Origin of the sequence: Nitrosomonas communis (assembly GCF_900114745.1) — a bacterium.
Taxonomy (GTDB): Bacteria; Pseudomonadota; Gammaproteobacteria; order Burkholderiales; family Nitrosomonadaceae; genus Nitrosomonas; species Nitrosomonas communis_A.
Genome location: NZ_FOUB01000001.1, coordinates 111165 through 130257 on the forward strand (window position 1 = coordinate 111165; position 19093 = coordinate 130257).

Sequence of the window (19093 nt, forward strand, 5' to 3'; positions counted from 1 at the left end):
TGGTCGTTATGTTGCCACAAGGTAAAGGAAGCACACAAGGGAAGAGCAACGCAGGCGAAACCAATTTGGTCTCACCAATTCACGTCAAGATTTCCCCACCATTTACGGTTAGACCAGGAAGCCGATTTCCGCCCGGTGCGACTGTCAGTGCGGAAGGTGTGAATTTCTGTATCTTCAGTCGACATGCAAAACGGGCGGAGCTGCTGTTGTATGCAGCTGCGGATAGTTCAATGCCATTTCAGGTGATTCTTCTCGATCCAGAACTTAATCGCAGTTTCTTTTTCTGGCATGTGTTCGTCGAGGATTTGCCAGCCGAGACGTATTACACTTGGCGTATGGACGGTCCCAGCGATACCGCTGCGACTGGACGGCGTTTCTACCCCAATAAAGAATTGCTCGATCCTTGGGCAAAGGCGGTGAGTGATACGCTATGGAACCGCAAACCTGTCTGCAGTGAGCAGGACAGTGAGGCGAGAAGCTTGCGGGGGATTGTTGTCGAGCCACTCCCAGGAATCTCAACTGGTGCAATGCCGCGCTGGAAGGAGCCCGACTTGGAAGGGGCGATAATTTATGAGCTGCACGTGGGTGGTTTCACTCGTCATCCTTCCGCCGCAGTAGCTTACCCTGGCACTTTTGCTGCACTCAAGGAAAAGATTCCCTATCTGCAGGCACTTGGGGTCACTCACGTCGAGCTTCTGCCAGTGATGGCGTTCGACACGCAGGATGTTCAGCCTGGCGTTGCAGCTCGTGGGCTGCGCAATTATTGGGGTTACAGCACGCACAGTTTCTGGGCGCCACATCCTGGTTATTGTATCGATCCAGTACGTGTCACGCGAGAGTTTCGCGACTTGGTCGATGCATTGCATGCAGCTAATATCCGTGTGCTATTGGATGTGGTGTTCAACCACACGGCAGAGGATGGAGAAACTGGACCTGTGATTCATTTCCGGGGGCTTGCCAATGACATTTTTTACCATCTCGATGTCAGTGACCGGCGTCGCTACCTCGATTTTACTGGCTGCGGCAACACCGTGAATTGTAATCATCCGATGGTAACGGCATTTATCGTGCACTGTCTGGAATATTGGGTGGAAATACTGGGGGTGGATGGATTCCGTTTTGATCTTGCCAGTGTTTTTGCACGCGGTGACAATGGTTTACCGCTAGCTAACCCACCCTTGCCCTGGGCGATCGAGTCCTCGCGCATACTCTCCCAGGTTCCGTTGATCGCCGAGGCTTGGGATGCAGCCGGTTTATATCACGTGGGTGCTTTTCCCGGCATGGCCTGGTCTGAATGGAACGGTCAATACAGGGATGTGATGCGGCGCTTTGTACGCGGTGATCCCGGGCTCGTGGGTGAAGTGGCGACACGCATTTCTGGTAGTGCCGATCTCTACGCTCGCGACGAGCGTAAGCCGACCAACAGCATCAATTTTATTACCTGCCACGATGGATTTACCCTTTATGATTTGGTGAGCTATAACAGCAAACATAATGAAGCTAATGGGGAGGATAATCGTGATGGCAGCAACGACAATTTAAGCTGGAACTGCGGGGTTGAGGGCGAGAGCGTCGATCCAGCAGTACTCAAGCTACGCTTGCAGCAGGCGAAAAATTTACTGGCCATTCTCATGCTATCACGTGGTGTACCTATGCTGCTAGCCGGCGACGAAGTGCTGCGCACCCAGCATGGTAACAATAATGCTTATTGTCAGGATAATGATCTCAGCTGGTTTGATTGGCGACTTACGGAGCACAATGCCGATATGCTGCGTTACACACGCGAATTGATTGCGCTGCGCCGGCGGCATCCCAGCCTGACTAGCAATCGCTTCTTTACTGGCTCACTCGTGCCTGGCCGCGATAGGGCTGATATTACTTGGCACGGAAGAAGGCTCCATGAGCCACTCTGGCATGATTCGCAAGCGCGTATTCTGGCTTTCACCATCGCCGGTCAGCGTGAGGACGAAGAGGACCTGCACGTAGTACTGAATATGTCGGATCAGCCATTGGGTGCACCTTTGCCATCCTTGCGTTCCCGATGCTGGCATCTGGCAATCGACACAGCCCAATCAGCGCCTGCGGATATCTTTGTTCGCGAGAATCAGATGCCGGTGGGTGCGGAACTCTATCCAGTCGGTCCGCATAGTGTGGTCGTGCTCGAGGCACGTGCATGAGCAACAGTATCATTCTGGTGATCAATGCAGGTTCATCCAGTCTGAAATTTTCGGTGTTTCGTGTGAATGGCGCTGGAAATTTGCAAGCGGTAGTACGCGGGCAGATGGATGGTATCGGTACTCGTCCGTGTCTGAAGGCAAAAGATGGCACAGGAGCGCTGCTGGTTGAATCCGATTTTACAACTTCGGAAGCTGCTACAGTGGCAGACGCCATCACGCTCGTCGGCACCTGGCTGCGTGAGCACTTGCAACATGAGTTGCTATTCGCCGTGGGGCATCGGGTGGTCCATGGCGGCACCCAATTTTCCCATCCTGTGTTGGTTAATTCCGAGGTATTCACGACGTTGGAACAGTTGATTCCGCTCGCTCCTTTGCATCAGCCCCACAATCTGGCAGCGATCCGTGCGATACGCGAAAGGCAACCGCAGGTACCGCAGGTTGCGTGTTTCGATACGGCATTTCACCGCACCCATCCGCAGGTTGCTGATCTTTATGCATTGCCCTGGAAATACTATGAATCCGGAGTGAGACGCTATGGTTTCCACGGCCTGTCATACGAGTATATCGCGCTCATATTGCCGAAGATTGCCCCCGAGATTTCTAAAGGACGGGTGATCGTGGCCCATCTTGGCAGTGGGGCAAGCTTGTGTGCCCTGCAAGCCGGCAAAAGTATCGATTCGACTATGGGTTTTTCACCACTCGATGGCGTACCGATGGGGACGCGGCCGGGTGCGCTTGATCCAGGCGTATTGCTGCATCTCGCCAATCAGTGTGGCTTATCAGGTGTCGAAATGGAAAAGCTGCTGTACAAAGAGTCGGGATTGCTTGGATTGTCTGGCATCAGCAGCGATATGCGCATCTTGCTAGAAAGTCACGATTCACGCGCGCAATTGGCAGTTGAGTATTTCGTGTATTACACCGCCAAACAGATCGGTGCGCTCACCGCGGTGCTCGGAGGAGTGGATGGTATAGTGTTCACAGCCGGGATTGGCGAGCATTCACCGGTGATCCGTGCGCGCATTCTGCAAGCTTGTGCCTGGTTGGGTGTGTCGGTCGATACCGCCGCCAATGAGCGCGGTGGCCCGTGCATCTCGTCGGCGGACAGCAGGGTTTCAGTCTGGGCGATACCTACTAATGAAGAATTGATGATCGCACGCCATACACTGGGGCTGATAAACAGTAGAAAGGGTGAATATGTTGAGTGACTGGATACCTCTGCTGCGCGATCTACGCCAATATCGCAAAGAATGGTTGACGCATGATGTGGTCGCTGGACTCTCGGTCACTGCAGTACAAGTGCCTACAGCGATCGCCTATGCCAATTTGGCAGGTTTTCCGCCTGAGGTTGGTCTTTATGCGAGCATACTGCCCGTGCTGATCTATGCTTTGTTTGGTTCGTCGCGACAACTCATGATCGGGCCAGATGCGGCCACTTGTGCGATGATTGCTGCATTGCTGCTGCCGATAGCGGGCGGCGATCTGGATTATTACCTGAAGCTCTCGGCTGGCATGGCGCTCACGGCAGGCCTACTGATGGTCTTTGGTGGCATGACCCATATGGGTTTTATCGTGAATTTCTTCTCGCGCCCGATTTTGATCGGTTTTCTCAACGGTATTGCGCTCAGCATTATTGCCGGACAACTGGGCAAGTTGCTCGGCATTGCGGTGGCAAACCTGGATTTTGGACCCTCGCTGATGGAACTGGCTGGACGCCTCGGCGAAATGGATGGCTACAGTTTGGGTGTAGGGTGTGCTACGTTGGTGCTGCTGATTCTGATCCAACACTATCTCCCCCGTGCGCCAGCAGCACTGATCGCGCTGCTGGTTGCTGGCCTGACCGTATTTCTGTTGGGGTCAGATATGGGCTCGGTCAAACTGGTCGGTGAGGTTCCATCCGGCTTGCCGTCATTCTCGCTTCCGGGACTGGGTTATGAAGGTGTACAGGGCATTTTTATAAGCGCAGTCGGTCTGGTTATCGTCTGCTTTACTAGTGGCATGCTTACTGCGAGGAGCTTTGCTGCGCGCAATGGTTATGGTATCAATGCCGATCAGGAGATGCGCGCGATCGGCTTTGCTAACATGGCATCGGGTCTCTGCGGCGGATTTGCGGTCACCGGCGCTGACTCACGTACGGCAGTCAATGATGCAAGCGGCGGCAAGACTCAACTGGTATCGGTGGTCGCTGCATTGGCTACAGCCGGGATCGTGCTATTCTTAACGCAACCGCTGGGACATCTGCCTATTCCTGCTCTAGCTGCTGTGCTGATTTTCTCTGCTTGGGGCCTGCTGGATATTGCTGGTATACGCCGCTTACGCGTGATCGACCACTTCGAGTTCAGTTTGTCCCTGCTGACGACAGTTGGAGTGCTCGCCATTGGTGTGCTACCGGGTGTAGTGCTTGCGATCACGCTGGCGCTGCTCAATGTACTCATCAAGATTTATCGACCGGCAGATACGCTGCTGGGTATTGTCCCAGGCGTGGTTGGCTACAATGACATCAGTCTGTCGGAAGATGCTCGGCCGGTGCCTGGAATGATGATCTACCGCTTCGATGCACCGTTGCTATTTTTTAATGCCGATTACTTCAAGGCGCGGGTACTGTCATTGGTAGACAGTGCTGAACCCAAACCACGCTGGTTCGTGCTCAACGCTGAATCCATTAGCCAACTTGACATTACCGGGGCACAGGCTATCGATGATCTGATTATCGAGCTACAGAACCGTGGTGTGCGTCTAGCCGTTGCGCGACCGAAGCTGTATATGCGTAAGTACGGGCAACCAATGGGGCTGGGTAAGAAAATTGGTGCAGAAAATATTTTCTATTCCGTCCACTCTGCAGTTGAAACTCTTCTGGCAAGAGAAGCGCAAGCGCATAACTGTGTTCACGGTGTTCAAAATGACCGATAACAGTTAACCATCACTGAAAGGAATGATTAAGCATGAAAAAAGCACATACTCATGAATCTCCAGAACAGCGTACGGACATACCTGGCAAGAAACCTAACAAGAACAAGATCAAACGCAAGGATTATGAAAAGATTCTGCTCAAATTGCAGGCGGAATTATGTTCTGTGCAGGATTGGGTAATCGCTACAGGACAACGCATCATTCTCGTGTTTGAGGGGCGCGATGCGGCAGGCAAAGGAGGCACCATCAAGGCGATTACAGAACGTGTGAGTCCGCGCGTATTCAGGGTGGTCGCTTTGCCAGCTCCTTCCGACCGCGAAAAATCGCAGATGTATATCCAGCGCTATATGGCGCATTTTCCAGCAGCAGGTGAGATTGTCATTTTTGATCGCAGTTGGTATAACCGTGCCGGTGTCGAACATGTGATGGGTTTTTGTACCGAAGCCCAGCATCGCCGTTTTCTGGAACTGTGCCCATTCATCGAGAAGCAAATTGTGGATAATGGCATCTATCTGCTCAAGTACTGGCTGGAGGTTGGTGATGAAGAACAGGAGCGTCGCTTTCACGCACGCATAGATGATCCCGTGCGTCAGTGGAAACTGTCACCGATGGATTTGCCTTCACGTGAGCGCTGGTATGACTATTCACGTGCGCGTGATCAGATGCTGGCAGCCACTGATACGGATTTTGCACCTTGGCACATCGTGCGTTCTGACGACAAAAAGTGTGCGCGCCTGAATTTAATTGCACATCTACTGAAACAAATCCCTTACGAACCCATAGCTCATAAGAAAGTTAAATTGCCTAAACGCATTACAAAGGACGCCTATGACGATGAAGCAACTATGGCGAATCGTCGCTGGATTCAGGAGATTTACTGAGAGCTACGTGTTTATACGTATTCTTTTAATTAGCATATTTTAATAATCTATTTAAACATCATAAATGATTAAAAGAGAGCATCCGGTTTCTGTACATCATTTTGAATTCTCGGTGCGTCAAACGACGATCTCAAGGAGCTTTCTTATGTACATACGCGTTCTGATTGTTTTTTTTGTTCTCGCTGCTTTCCTCATACAAAGCGGCTGCTCCAAAGAAGCATCCGCCCCACAGCAGCGGCCGGCACCTGAAGTGACCGTGGTAACTGTGACCCCGCGGGATATTCCCTATACCCCTAGCTTCGTCGCGCAGACCGAAAGTTCGCGCCAGGTAGATATCGTTGCCCGTATTTCGGGTTTTCTCGACCGCATTGCTTATCAGGAAGGTGATTTGGTGAAAGAGGGGCAATTGCTGTTTCAACTCGACCAAAAGCCATTTAAAGCTGAGTTAGAAGCTGCTCGCGGAGTACTGCAAGCGCAGCAGGCGAGGTTTAAGACAGCTGGTGCCAATCTTAAGCGTGTAAAGCCGCTTACTGAACAGAACGCGCTTTCGCAGGCTGATCTGGATCGAGCACAGGGAGAATTTGATGCAGCGAAGGCGGCTGTGTTCGCTGCAAGCGCGAAAGTAAAGGAGGCTGAACTCAACCTTGGCTATACCACCATCCGTGCTCCAGTGACGGGTCTGGCAAGCCGTTCACTCCAGCGTGAAGGTACGTATGTGAATGCGATGGCGGAGACTGCTAAACTCACCTATGTCGCTGCGATTGATCCGATGTGGGTCACGTTCAGTGTTTCGCAGAATCAGATGGCTCGCATTCGCGAGGAAAGTCAAAAAGGATCGATTATTCAGCCCAAGAGCCAAGATTACGAGGTGGAGCTTGTTCTTCCTGATGGGAAACCATTTGCGGAAAGAGGAAGGATTAACTTTGCCGATCCATCGTTCAGTCAGGATACCGGTTCTTTCATGGTGCGCGCAGTGCTGCCAAATCCTAATAGGGAACTCCGTCCAGGCATGTTTGTAACAGCATACGTGAAGGGTGGGCTGCGACCAGATGCAGTCGTGATACCACAGCTTTCGGTGCAGCAAGGGTCGAATGGTCACATCGTATACGTGATTAAGCCGGACGGTACAGCAGAAGTGCGGCCAGTAGTCGTGGGTGACTATGAGGGCGAAAAAGACATTGTGATCCTGAGCGGACTGCAGGCCGGCGACCAGCTTGTGGTAGAAGGCATGCTCAAGGTGGTGCCCGGTCAGCCGGTCAAGATCGTGGAGCCAGCAGTCGATAATGATAAAGCAGCAGCAGCCAAGCCTGATATGGCCGCACAGAATTAGGCGGGTGATTTCATGTTTACTCACTTTTTTATCGATCGGCCGATTCTCTCAGCAGTTATTTCGATCCTGATTGTGCTTGCGGGCGCGGTGGCAATGTCTGTTTCACCCATCGAGCAGTATCCTGACATGGCGCCTCCACAGGTAACGATCGACGCGCGCTACCCTGGCGCCACCGCCGAGGTGATCGCGAACAACGTGGCAGCGCCCATTGAGGCGCAGTTGAACGGATTGGACAATTTACTCTATTTTTATTCAACCAGTTCCTCCAGCGGTAACGTCCAGATTGTCGTCGTGTTCAATCAGGGCAGCGATCCGGATATCAATCAGGTCAACGTGCAGAACCGCCTGAGCCAGGCGATGCCCCAGCTGCCGCAAGTGGTGGTCGAGCAGGGAATCACGGTAGACAAGAAATCGCCTAGCATCATGATGGTGGTCTCAGTTTATTCGCCGGATGAACGCTACGATGCTGCCTATATCGCCAACTATACCAATCTTTATGTGCTCGACGAATTGAAGCGCGTGCCCGGGGCGAATCGTGCGAAGACATTCGGCCTGCCCGATATCGCGATGCGCGTGTGGCTACGTCCTGACCGCATGGCTCAACTTGGCATTACGGTGAGCGAGGTGAGCAACGCGATCCAGAGTCAAAACCAGACCTTTGGTATTGGTCAGCTCGGTGCCTCACCGATGCCGCCTTCAGTGGAGCAGCAGTATGTCGTAACAGCACAGGGGCTGCTCACTAAGCCTGAAGAATTCGAGAACATCATCGTGCGGACTGCAAAAGAAGGCGCCGCTATCGTACGTATCAAGGATATTGGGCGAGTAGAACTCTCCCAACGGGATTATTCTATGCCGAGTCGTATGAACGGCAAAACGGCAACAACTATCGGCGTCTATCAGCAGCCAGGTGCGAACGCAGTTGAAACTGCAAAAGGTGTGCGCGAGAAGATGGAGGAACTGAAAGCAAAATTTCCCACTGGCCTGGATTACAAGATTGTACTGGATACGAGCCAGTTCACGCTTTACTCGATCGACAAGGTGGTGCATACCTTCTTCGAAGCGGTAGTGTTGGTGGTGTTGGTAGTATTTGTCTTCCTGCAATCGCTACGGGCGACTGTGATACCCATCCTGGCAGTACCGGTGTCGATCGTGGGTACCTTTGTCGGTATGTACCTGTTCGGATTTTCGATCAACATGCTCACTATGTTTGGTATGATCCTGGCAATCGGTCTGGTAGTGGATGATGCCATCGTGGTGGTCGAGAATGTCGAGGTAAACATTACGAAGAAAGGGCTTGCGCCATTGGCAGCTGCAAAGGAGGCAATGACGGAGATTGCGGGGGCACTGATCTCGATCGTGCTGGTTTTGCTTGCAGTTTTTCTGCCAGTTGCATTTCTCGGTGGAGTGACTGGTCTGCTGTACAAGCAGTTCGCGATTACTATTGCAATCTCGATGGTGATCTCGGGCATCATGGCGCTGACCTTGTCACCAGCGTTAGCCGCAATTATTATCAAGGCACATCACGGCAAGAAAAACCGGTTTTTTCAGGGATTTGAAAATGCCTTTGGGTCTCTCCAGAAGGGATTTCTAGGTAGAGTTGCCCGCGTCATACAACTATGGCCAGTTTCACTCATCATGTTTGGTGCTGTGGTGATCGGCATTCTGGCGATGTTTCGTATTTTGCCGGCAAGCTTTGTGCCGGATGAGGACCAGGGTTATTTCTTCGTGCTCGCTCAGGTTTCCGATGCAGCGAGTTTGAATGTCACGAGTCGCTTCAGTCAGGAACTGGAGCAGATTGTACTCCAGGATCCTGCAGTACAGGATGTCGGTACGATAAACGGCTTCAGCTTTGTTGACAGTCAGCAGAACAACAGCGCTATACTCATGTTTGGTCTGTTGAAACCTTTTGAGGAACGCAAGGATGCAAGTCTACTGTCGTTCGATACATTAAAACGGCTTAATGCACAATTCGCGGTACTCAAGGATGGTAAAGCCTTTGCGGTAAATCCGCCCTCCATTCCTGGCCTGGGTACGACTGGGGGCTTCGAGTTCTATATCCTAAACCGCGGATCAGGTGATCCGCGCGCGACGGACGCTGCGCTCAAAGCATTTCTTGCAAAAGCGCGTGAGCGCAAAGAATTGCAGACAGTGAACACGACGTTTAGCGCAAACAGCCAACAGCTCTTCGTCGATCTCGATCGTAACAAGGCCGAAGTACTGGGTGTGCACGTAGCCGATGTCTTCAATACGATGCAGGCTTATTTCGGTTCCCAGGTGGCTGGGCAGTTCTCGCTGTTCAGCCGCGTGTGGTTTGTTATTATCCAGGCGGACGCGGATTACCGGGCGAAGCCGGAGGATTTCAGCAAAGTGTTCGTGCGCTCATCGAGTGGTGCTAATGTGCCGCTGTCGGCGTTGATTACGACCCGCTATGTGGTTTCACCGAAGCTGATGACACGCTTCAATGCTTTCCCAGCAGTAAAGATTACCGGTAGCCAAGCTCCAGGTTATAGCTCAGGAGACGCGATCCGGGTAATGGAAGAAGTGGCGCACGAAACACTGCCTGGTGACTTTGCTTATTCCTGGGCAGGGCAAGCATTACAGGAGAAAGGCGCGGGTGGCACTTCCTCATCGGCTTTCATCTTTGGCCTCATCGTAGTGTTTTTGCTACTCGCTGCACAGTTTGAGAAGTGGACGCTTCCTATTGCAGTGGTGCTCACAGTTCCTTTCGCGGTACTGGGCGCACTGCTGCTGACTTGGCTGCTAGGACTCGAGAACGACGTTTATTTCCAGGTCGGTCTGGTAACGCTGGTCGGCTTGTCTGCAAAAAATGCGATTCTGATCTGTGAGTTTGCCATCGAACGCGTCCGGCACGGTATGCCAGCACGAGAGGCCGCTATTGAGGCTGCTGGGCTTCGATTGCGTGCGATTGTAATGACATCCTTTGCTTTTATTCTCGGCTGTGTTCCGCTTGCGATCGCGACCGGACCCGGCGCAAACAGTCTACGTGCAATCGGCACCGGGGTGATTGGAGGAATGCTCGCTTCTACATTGATTGCAATTTTCTTCGTGCCGCTGTTTTTCTGGTTGCTGGAATCGATGAGCGCAAAGTTTGCCAGCAAGAAAGAGATTAGCGATGGACAGGATGACAAGGATGAGAATGTGCTCGTGCCAGTTCCTGCTCCTGCTCATGTTTCCGAAGAAAGATCATCTGCAAAACGGGAGGATAAGTAAAATGCACAACATCATTCTCCCCTTGTTTGCAGTTGCACTCCTCAGCGCATGTGTGGTGGGACCCGACTATCGGCGCCCAGTCATTGAGACGCCAGAAAAATGGCGGGTTGATTATCCGCAAGCAGCGGAAGTTACGAATTTCGGATGGTGGACCCAATTTGGCGATCCTGCCCTGAATGCACTGATCGAAACGGCGTTGAATGAAAACCGCGATATCCAGGCAGCGGCTGCTCGGGTAGATCAGTTTATCGGTGTGTTGAATACTACCCGCGCGCAGTTTTTTCCACAGATTGGCTACAGCGCAAGCATTAGCCAAAATCGTGCTACGGAAAAGTTGGCCGTTCTTCCACCCGGTAACGACCCTTATTTTACGCTTTATCGAGGGGCCCTTAATGCGTCCTGGCAGACCGATCTGTTCGGACGCATTCGACGCCAGAGTGAGGCAGCCCAGGCACAAATATTCGCAAGCGAGCAAGGTCGCAGGGGGGTGATTCTTTCAGTTGTGACAAGTGTGGCCGCAAGTTACATCGGCCTGCGTGCGCTTGACCGACAGCTTGAGATTGCCCGCGCCAGCGCAGCGAACTACGCTGAGACGATGCGGATCTTTGAACTCCGCTACCAATGGGGTGTGGTGTCACAGACGGAACTCTCCCAGATACAATCGCAATACCAGCTTGCACTTGCCACAATTCCGGGCATCGAGCAACAGATTGTTGCGCAGGAGAATCTTATCTCAATCTTGCTTGGCCGTAACCCTGAAGCTATCCCGCGCGGCAACACCATCGATGAACTCATTGCTCCGACAGTTCCACCTGATTTGCCTTCAACATTGCTCGAACGTCGACCCGATATTCTGGAGGCGGAACAAAATCTCGTCGCCACCAACGCAAATGTCGGAGTGGCAAAGTCGTTATATTATCCGACCATCTCACTCACGGGCATGCTTGGCTCAGCAAGCACCGCATTCGGTAATTTTCTCACGGGACCGGCCAGCACTTGGTCGGTCGCTGCCGGGCTCGTAGGACCTCTCTTTACTTTTGGTGCCATTACGGGGCAGGTGAGAACCGCTGAAGCCGTCCAGCGCGAAGCGATTGCTTTTTATCAGGCAACCATTCTCAACGCTTTTCGCGAGACGAATGATGCACTCATCGGTGCAGTGAAGAAACGGGAGGAAGCAGAGGCTCAGGCAAAACGCGTCATGGCGCTTAAAGAATATGCTCGCCTTTCTTGGGCCAAATTCGACAATGGTTATGCGAGTTATCTTGAGGTACTCTTCGCGGAGAATCTGCTTTTCGATGTAGAACTTGCTGCAGTGCGCTCGAAGGCTGATCGTTACACCGAGCTCGTGAATGTCTACAAGGCAACAGGCGGTGGTTGGGTCGATGAAGCTGAGCAGTTCGCGCCGAAACCCCGGCTAAAGGGAGTGCAACCGGTACTAGAAGGAAATTTATTGGCCCCCTAGAGGAGAGATTTAATAACATTCTGTGATTGAAATTCTGGAATTGAGAGGAGACTGACTCATCTTATACCAAATAAATCATAGAATTTTGGTTTATTAGTACCTATGACAACCAATTTTAGTACCAAGCGGTTATATTTCTGATGAAAAAGGCTATTTATTTTTCTCTATATTGTGAATTTTCCAGTTACTATACGATAACGGAATATGCGATCAACATGAAAAAGATGATTTGTATACAGTTTTTAGATAGAACATTACCAAAGGAGAGGAGTCATGACGATTTCACCAGCTGCAGGTAAACCGGCTACAAAAGAGATGCTCATCGATTTAACAAGACTTGAGCGTGAGTACTATGAGCGCCGGCCTGATCTGGTGGATAGCACCCAGTTAGTCAGTTTTGGTACAAGCGGACATCGCGGTTCATCACTGCATGGATCATTTACTGAAGCGCACGTTGTGGCTATCACGCAGGCTATTTGTGACTACCGGCAAGGTCAAGGTATCGACGGCCCGCTCTACATGGGGAAGGATACGCATGCCTTGTCGGGTCCAGCTCAGCGTACCGCACTGGAGGTACTGGCAGCCAACGGCGTAACAACGATAATCCAGAAAAACGATGGGGTTACCCCGACTCCGGTGATCTCGCGGGCGATTCTTGTATATAACCGGGACCATAAAGAACATCTCGCTGATGGCATTGGTATTACCCCCTCGCACAATCCGCCAGAAGATGGTGGTATCAAGTACAACCCACCCAATGGTGGTCCCGCTGACGTTGAAGTAACAAAATGGATCGAGCAGAGGGCTAATACGCTATTGCGTCAAGGCAATGTCGGTGTGAAACGGATAACTTATGCATCCGCTATGCAGGCGAGTACAACGTATCAGGATGACTTTGTGATGCCTTATGTCGAAGATCTGCGCAATGTTGTCGATATGGAGGCTATCCGTGCTGCTGGCCTTAAGTTGGCTGCCGATCCGCTCGGAGGCGCCGCTGAACCTTACTGGGAACCCATCAATGCCGTTTATCACTTGGACATTGATGTGGTCAATCCAACGATTGATCCAACGTTTTCTTTTATGACGGTCGATCACGATGGCAAGATTCGGATGGATCCTTCCAGCTCATACGCTATGGCACGGCTCGTGGACCTCAAAGATCGATATCGCATCGCCTTTGCAAACGACCCAGATGCTGATCGGCATGGTGTGGTGGTTCCGTCCACGGGATTGATGAATGCCAACCACTACCAGGCAGTAGCGATTCGCTACTTATTGACACATAGAAAATGGTCTGACCAGGTAGCTGTGGGCAAGACGCTGGTCAGCAGCAGTATGATTGATCGAGTGGTTAATAAGCTGGGTTATGAGCTATACGAGACGCCGGTGGGTTTTAAATGGTTTGTTCCTGGGTTACTCAGCGGTTCGCTCTGTTTCGGAGGTGAAGAAAGTGCCGGAGCGAGTTTTCTGCGGCATGACGGCACGGTGTGGACCACTGACAAGGATGGTCTGATCATGGATTTGCTGGCGGCTGAGATGACCGCACGCACGAGCAAGGACCCGGGCGAGCATTATGAGGAACTACAGGCCGAATTCGGCCAACTGTACTATACGCGTATCGACGCTCCTGCGACGCCCGAGCAAAAGACAAAGCTAGCAAAACTGTCACCTGATGCGGTTGCAGCGCCAAAGCTTGCCGGCGATCTCATCAGAATGAAGCTGACGACTGCACCGGGTAATAACGCTCCTATCGGTGGTCTCAAGGTCATGACTGACAACGGTTGGTTTGCAGCTCGTCCCTCTGGTACCGAGAACATTTACAAAATCTATGCAGAAAGCTTTAAGGACGAAAATCATTTAAAGGCAATCCTGCTAGAAGCTCAAAAAATCGTGAGCGATGCAGTAAGTATTGCATAGAAATTTTTTGATGCAGCATGTTCTGGCTGAGCATCCTTTAAAATCTAGTACATAATTTCAATTCCAAATCAAAAATGACGCGAAGGCGAGCCGCAGACAGTATAAATAATACGGCAAGGTGAAGCCGGCAAAGTCAGTTTAGATTTAGAAATGGAATACGAGCAAGGCTGCTTGATACATTTCAAGTTTCTTGCTGCTTGTGCACACCACGAATTTGATGTTTGAGTTGCTAATTCATGGGAGAAGAAATGAAGTCCGTTATATCCTGAATGAGCGAATAAACGCGATCACTTTGATTTGCGTTGTTATTTAAAAGGCAAATTAAAGGAACTATCATAATGACAAATAGGACAGAAAACATACTACCCCTCAATGAACGTAATGCATGGAAAGCCTTGGCAGTTCATTACGAACAGGTTCGTCGCCTCCATCTACGAACGCTCTTTGCAGATGACCCTCAACGTGGTGAACGCATGACAGCTGAGGCGGTGGGTCTTTACCTTGATTATTCAAAGAATCTCATTACCGATGAAACGCTCAAGCTGCTACTGCAATTGGCCAAGGAATGCGGACTTCGCCAGCGGATTGACGCAATGTTCTGCGGTGAGAAGATCAACATCACGGAGAATCGGGCTGTGCTGCACGTCGCGCTACGCGCTCCGAGGGAAGCTTCTGTCATCGTAGACGGTGTGAATGTAGTTCCCCTGGTACATGCCGTACTCGACAAGATGGCCGATTTTTCTGATCGCGTGCGGAGCGGTGAATGGAAGGGGCATACCGGCAAACGTATTCGTAACGTGGTTAACATTGGTATCGGCGGTTCTGATTTAGGGCCCGTGATGGCTTATGAGGCCTTGAAGTATTACAGCGAACGGGCTATGACATTTCGCTTCGTATCGAATATCGACAGCACCGATTTTACGGAAGCAGTGCACGATCTCGATCCAACGGAAACGCTTTTCATTGTTTCTTCCAAGACGTTTACCACATTAGAGACCATGACCAACGCACATACGGCTCGAGAGTGGCTGCTCGCTGCTTTCGGTGGGGACACCCAGTCAATCGCCAAGCATTTTGTCGCCGTTTCCACGAATGCTGCGGAAGTGGCCAAATTCGGCATTGATACGGCGCAGATGTTCGAGTTTTGGGATTGGGTTGGAGGGCGTTATTCCATGACTTCAGCTATCGGTCTGTCGACGATGTTGGCTATCGGGCAAGTTAACTTTCGAATCATGCTCAGGGGTTTTCATCAAATGGACGAGCATTTTCGAACAGCCCCGTTTGAAAGCAATTTGCCGGTACTGATGGGCTTACTCACCGTGTGGTACACTGATTTCTTCGGTACTCAGGCGGTTGCCGTATTGCCTTATGAGCAGTATTTGAAACGGTTTCCTGCCTATCTGCAGCAATTGACGATGGAAAGCAATGGCAAGCAGACTACGCTGAATGGATCCCGTGTTAGCTATAACACGAGCCCAATCTATTGGGGCGAACCGGGTACCAACGGTCAGCATTCGTTCTACCAATTGCTTCACCAAGGAACCAGCCTTATCCCTTGTGATTTCATCGCCTTCATTGAAACACTCAACCCGCTTGGAAGGCATCACGATATACTGCTGTCGAATGTCTTTGCCCAGTCAGAAGCCTTGGCTTTCGGCAAGACTATTGAACAAGTCAAGGCCGAAGGCACACCTGATTGGCTAATACCGCATCGGATTTTCGAGGGTAATCGTCCGTCCAATACTATTCTTGCCCAGCGACTCACACCGGAGGTGCTCGGCAAGCTTGTTGCGCTCTACGAACACTCAGTCTTTACCCAGGGTGCAATTTGGAGAATCAATCCATTCGACCAGTGGGGGGTGGAATTGGGCAAGGTACTAGCTCAGCGTATTATCCCGGAACTTGAAAGTAAGGTAGAACCTGCACTCGGGCATGACAGTTCAACCAACCAACTGATTCGTCGCTATCGAAACTCCAAAGGAATCTCCGCATGAATTTGGTCGCAAGGGCTGGAATATTAAAGTAAAAAAACTAACGTGAGTTCGATATAAGAAAGTAAAAAAGGAACCTGAATTTCTTATGATGTAGTGGTCAAATAAAACCGGATACTTTACTAATTCCATTTCTAAATCAAAACTGACTTTGTCGGCTTCATCTTGCCGTATTATTTATACTGTCTGCGGTTCGCCTTCGCGTCATTTTTGATTTGGGAATGGAATAAGATTTTCCTCAAATTCTATTGGTGACATATTCCCAATGGCTGTATGAATGCGATAGACATTATAGTAAGCAATATATACTTGTATATCGTTTTTAGCAGAATGAGTGCCTGGGTTTTTCCTCTGCGTATCGACTATGCCATGGCATGCGGCTGCACGGTAGCAAAATAAAAGCCCCACCGGCTGACGACAGTCCGGCAGAGCTTCTCGCGTTTCATATATTTTTTTGAACCGGTTGTTATGATTTACCCATAAGTAAGTGATAAGAACTCCCTTCACAAGCACTTTAATGCCTGAATTTCAACCCTAAAGGATTAATCCTCGGGCTTTTCACATATAGCATCGCCACGCATTGTGCAAGCACGCCATCGGATTTTCTTCGCCCAATAAGTAAAAGCTTGCTCGACATCTTCCCACCGGTTCAATGATTTCCAGGCGTATTTACCTCCTCCACGGCGATCAACGCCAGCACCCAGCAATTCGCCAGTTTGGCTATCTGTTGCCTCCATTTCGATGGAAGATTTGCCGACTAAGCTTTCCGTTCCACTGAGCGTTTTCTTTCCTTTGGACACAATAAGTGAGCCTGGATGCATTGCTGTGAGGTTGTCTAGTACCGGGATTCCTTTTCCAGCTTCCGTGATGCTGATGCGAATCCTCAACACTCCGGGGCCGGCTTGCTGAACCATGGTATAATCCTTGCGCAATTCTTCATCGACACGCGACCAGAGAAATTGCGACAAATGGTTTGCATCTTCCATATCGATATTTTTGGCGCTCGATTTTTCTCCACGCCAGACTTGTACTGGCTCCAACAAGATTTTTGTGTAAGATTTGAATTTGGTTTTATCCGGCGTAAAATAAACCAGCGACGCCTCGGTTTCATTTGCTGCAGGACGGAGCATTGAATAATCATTCAAAAATCCGGATGGTTCAGCCTTTCCAAATCCTCCTGCCTGTTCAGTAGTGGCACATGCCGTAAGCATTGCCGCGCATACTCCAATCAATATTGCTCGTTGTATGATCATGATCGCAGTCTCCTAAAAAACTTAGAATAAGGGCCCATCTTCCACGACACCAGATAATCCTATACAGCTTGCGTAGATAAAGCAATCTGATTATAACCAGCACGGTCAATCCTGATGTAATAGACACTCATACTCAGGTATCCGGCCGTTGCTGAGTAATCTATATAAGCACTTCTGCATAACTTCTCCCTCTAAGTCAAATAAGTAATATGAGTTCGACATTAAAAAGGTGTAAAAGGAATCTAAATTCCTTATGATAAAGCGATTTTGGAAAAGAATTTCATCACTAGAGGAGTCAGATTCCAATGGATACGGCGATTTTTTATGCAATTGACGATTTTTGTAAAGGGTTTAAGCTGCGGTGGCGGGCTCCTTATATTGAACTCACGTTAAGTAATATGAATACGTTTACTAATCGAATAAAGTATTCCATTTGACTTGAATATTTTGCTAAGACGCGGGGTGATGGTGAGGAGCGTTACGAGTAGATTTACGTATTTCGCACTAACCCAATATCCGCAACTATAAATGCGAAGTAAGGCAGAAAGACGTCGCAAATCTCCTATCAGTGCCCCCGAAGGCTAACGGTACCAATTGAATTTGCATCAATCTGTCTGGAAACGCCCGCTCATTATCTCTTGCATTATGTACAAGCTTGCCTGGTGAAATATTTGGGTGGGTGGAGGATCGTTTTTATTCTTACGTGTTAGCACGTATTTTTTTAACTTGCGTATTCTAATAATCTATGTATGAAGCATGAGTGGTTAAAAATGAGTATTTAATTTTTCTATCAACAGCGACAACTTTATAAGCAGGCGGCCTATGTTGCGTTTTCTGAGTTCGCTTTTCACAGGCATATCCGGGCAGCAGAAAGGTTTGTCTGAAGAGTTGATTGAGCAAGCCATCGAGCGCGCAGTAGAAGGTACGGATCAGCGTATCCGTGCCATTGGGCAGTATCGAAAACGCCTTCGTCAGCCCGTTGAATCCACTGTTGCTCACGTGATCGCGCTCGTAGATACCTTGCCTGCGCCAATAGAAATCAGTCCACGGGCATTTGGTGTTGATCCGCTTTTGCGTACATTCTTTGTTTCGACAGATCATCTGCGCGAAGTTTTGGGAAGTTTCAAGACGCTACGGAACTACCTGACAGATTTGACTGACCCTCTTCCCGAGCAGATTTTTGGGCTACTGAGTATGGATATGGAGGAGCGCAAGGGATTCGGGGTGGAACTTGTGGGTGACAGCCTGCGCCGTGATGTGATGCAAGTGACCGTTAATTTTTCCCATCATCGTTATCTTGGACCCACCAGCAATGAGATGGATACCCGCCGGGAGCTTAAGAAACGCGCCTTCGATTTCCTGATCGAAAAGGCGCTGGAGCGTATTGCGCGCGAGCGGAGCAAACGGAGGGAATTGGATCATCAATGGCATCTCTTGCAACAAAAGCTTAATACCATGAAAGCAGGAAATTGGGGACTCGATCTGATGTTGACAGATCACGAACAGCAGCATTCTGATTTAGCCACCTTGGAAGCGGAGATTGAGGCAATTGAGCGGGAGCTTGGACAATTCCATACCGATCATCTTGGTTTGGAAGAGAGTCTGGCAAGCGTTGTCGATACTTTGAGCCATCCTGCAGCATGGCTTGCATCTCGTGAGATCAGGTTGCACCTTGATTCCATGGGTATCAAGATTCAAGATTACTCAACAGCACCATCCAAAGAAATTGTTTTAACTGAGATTTTTTCAGGGACGGGAGAACGAAGAATTGTCCTGTTGGGACATATTGCACGAAGAGATATACCTGAGCCAGCGAATATCTGGCAAGAAGCGAAGCGCTACCTTTAAGGGTGACGTTGGTTGCATGTTGTAAAACTGTCCATATCGGTGTGCGCGTTTTGGCTGTAAAAAATGAAGGGAGAACGTTGCACCTTTAACTGAGGT

At 50.1% G+C, this 19093-nt stretch carries 12 protein-coding genes; 10 read left to right on the forward strand and 2 right to left on the reverse strand.

Going from position 1 to position 19093, the window contains the following annotated elements; genetic code table 11:
* The first annotated feature begins 8 nt into the window (after positions 1-8).
* The 9 genes from glgX (at position 9) to pgi (ending at position 15899) form a co-directional block, all read left to right on the forward strand.
* Entirely contained in the window at positions 9-2177 is a 2169-nt protein-coding gene (gene glgX, locus BM122_RS00470) for a glycogen debranching protein GlgX (RefSeq protein ID WP_083398259.1), read from the forward strand.
* Positions 2174-3382, forward strand: coding sequence for an acetate/propionate family kinase (locus tag BM122_RS00475; RefSeq protein WP_074902674.1), 1209 nt, complete (start codon positions 2174-2176; stop codon positions 3380-3382). Before glgX ends, BM122_RS00475 begins: the two co-directional genes overlap by 4 nt.
* Positions 3372-5084, forward strand: a complete 1713-nt coding sequence (locus BM122_RS00480; RefSeq protein ID WP_074902676.1) for a SulP family inorganic anion transporter — start codon at positions 3372-3374, stop codon at positions 5082-5084. The genes BM122_RS00475 and BM122_RS00480 overlap by 11 nt, the downstream gene beginning before the upstream one ends.
* Positions 5085-5116: 32 nt before the next feature.
* The gene (gene ppk2 / locus BM122_RS00485; RefSeq protein ID WP_083398260.1) at positions 5117-5965 is read left to right on the forward strand and encodes a polyphosphate kinase 2; all 849 of its coding nucleotides are present in this window, start codon (positions 5117-5119) and stop codon (positions 5963-5965) included.
* 145 nt (positions 5966-6110) lie between these two features.
* On the forward strand, positions 6111-7295 hold the full coding sequence (locus BM122_RS00490; RefSeq protein WP_074902677.1) for an efflux RND transporter periplasmic adaptor subunit: 1185 nt from the start codon (positions 6111-6113) through the stop codon (positions 7293-7295).
* A gap of 12 nt (positions 7296-7307) precedes the next feature.
* Positions 7308-10526, forward strand: a complete 3219-nt coding sequence (locus tag BM122_RS00495) for an efflux RND transporter permease subunit (RefSeq protein ID WP_074902679.1) — start codon at positions 7308-7310, stop codon at positions 10524-10526.
* 1 nt (position 10527) lies between these two features.
* Positions 10528-11988: an efflux transporter outer membrane subunit gene (locus tag BM122_RS00500; protein ID WP_074902680.1), complete on the forward strand. Its 1461-nt coding sequence runs from the start codon at positions 10528-10530 to the stop codon at positions 11986-11988.
* A 273-nt stretch (positions 11989-12261) separates the two neighbouring features.
* Positions 12262-13905, forward strand: a complete 1644-nt coding sequence (gene pgm, locus BM122_RS00505; RefSeq protein WP_074902682.1) for a phosphoglucomutase (alpha-D-glucose-1,6-bisphosphate-dependent) — start codon at positions 12262-12264, stop codon at positions 13903-13905.
* Between the two features lie 338 nt (positions 13906-14243).
* Positions 14244-15899, forward strand: coding sequence for a glucose-6-phosphate isomerase (gene pgi, locus BM122_RS00510; protein WP_074902683.1), 1656 nt, complete (start codon positions 14244-14246; stop codon positions 15897-15899).
* Between the two features lie 201 nt (positions 15900-16100).
* Here the strand turns inward: pgi and BM122_RS00515 are convergent, their stop codons facing one another.
* Together BM122_RS00515 and BM122_RS00520 are read right to left on the reverse strand one after the other, a co-directional pair.
* A complete protein-coding gene (locus BM122_RS00515) occupies positions 16101-16409 on the reverse strand; it encodes an IS3 family transposase (protein WP_074902685.1) in 309 nt (102 codons plus the stop codon).
* Between the two features lie 29 nt (positions 16410-16438).
* The gene (locus BM122_RS00520; protein ID WP_074902686.1) at positions 16439-17149 is read right to left on the reverse strand and encodes a DUF3313 domain-containing protein; all 711 of its coding nucleotides are present in this window, start codon (positions 17147-17149) and stop codon (positions 16439-16441) included.
* Positions 17150-17971: 822 nt separating this feature from the next.
* Here BM122_RS00520 and BM122_RS00525 point away from each other — a divergent pair.
* Complete coding sequence (locus tag BM122_RS00525; RefSeq protein WP_218151934.1) at positions 17972-18997, forward strand: hypothetical protein; 1026 nt, start codon at positions 17972-17974, stop codon at positions 18995-18997.
* Positions 18998-19093 lie beyond the last annotated feature (96 nt).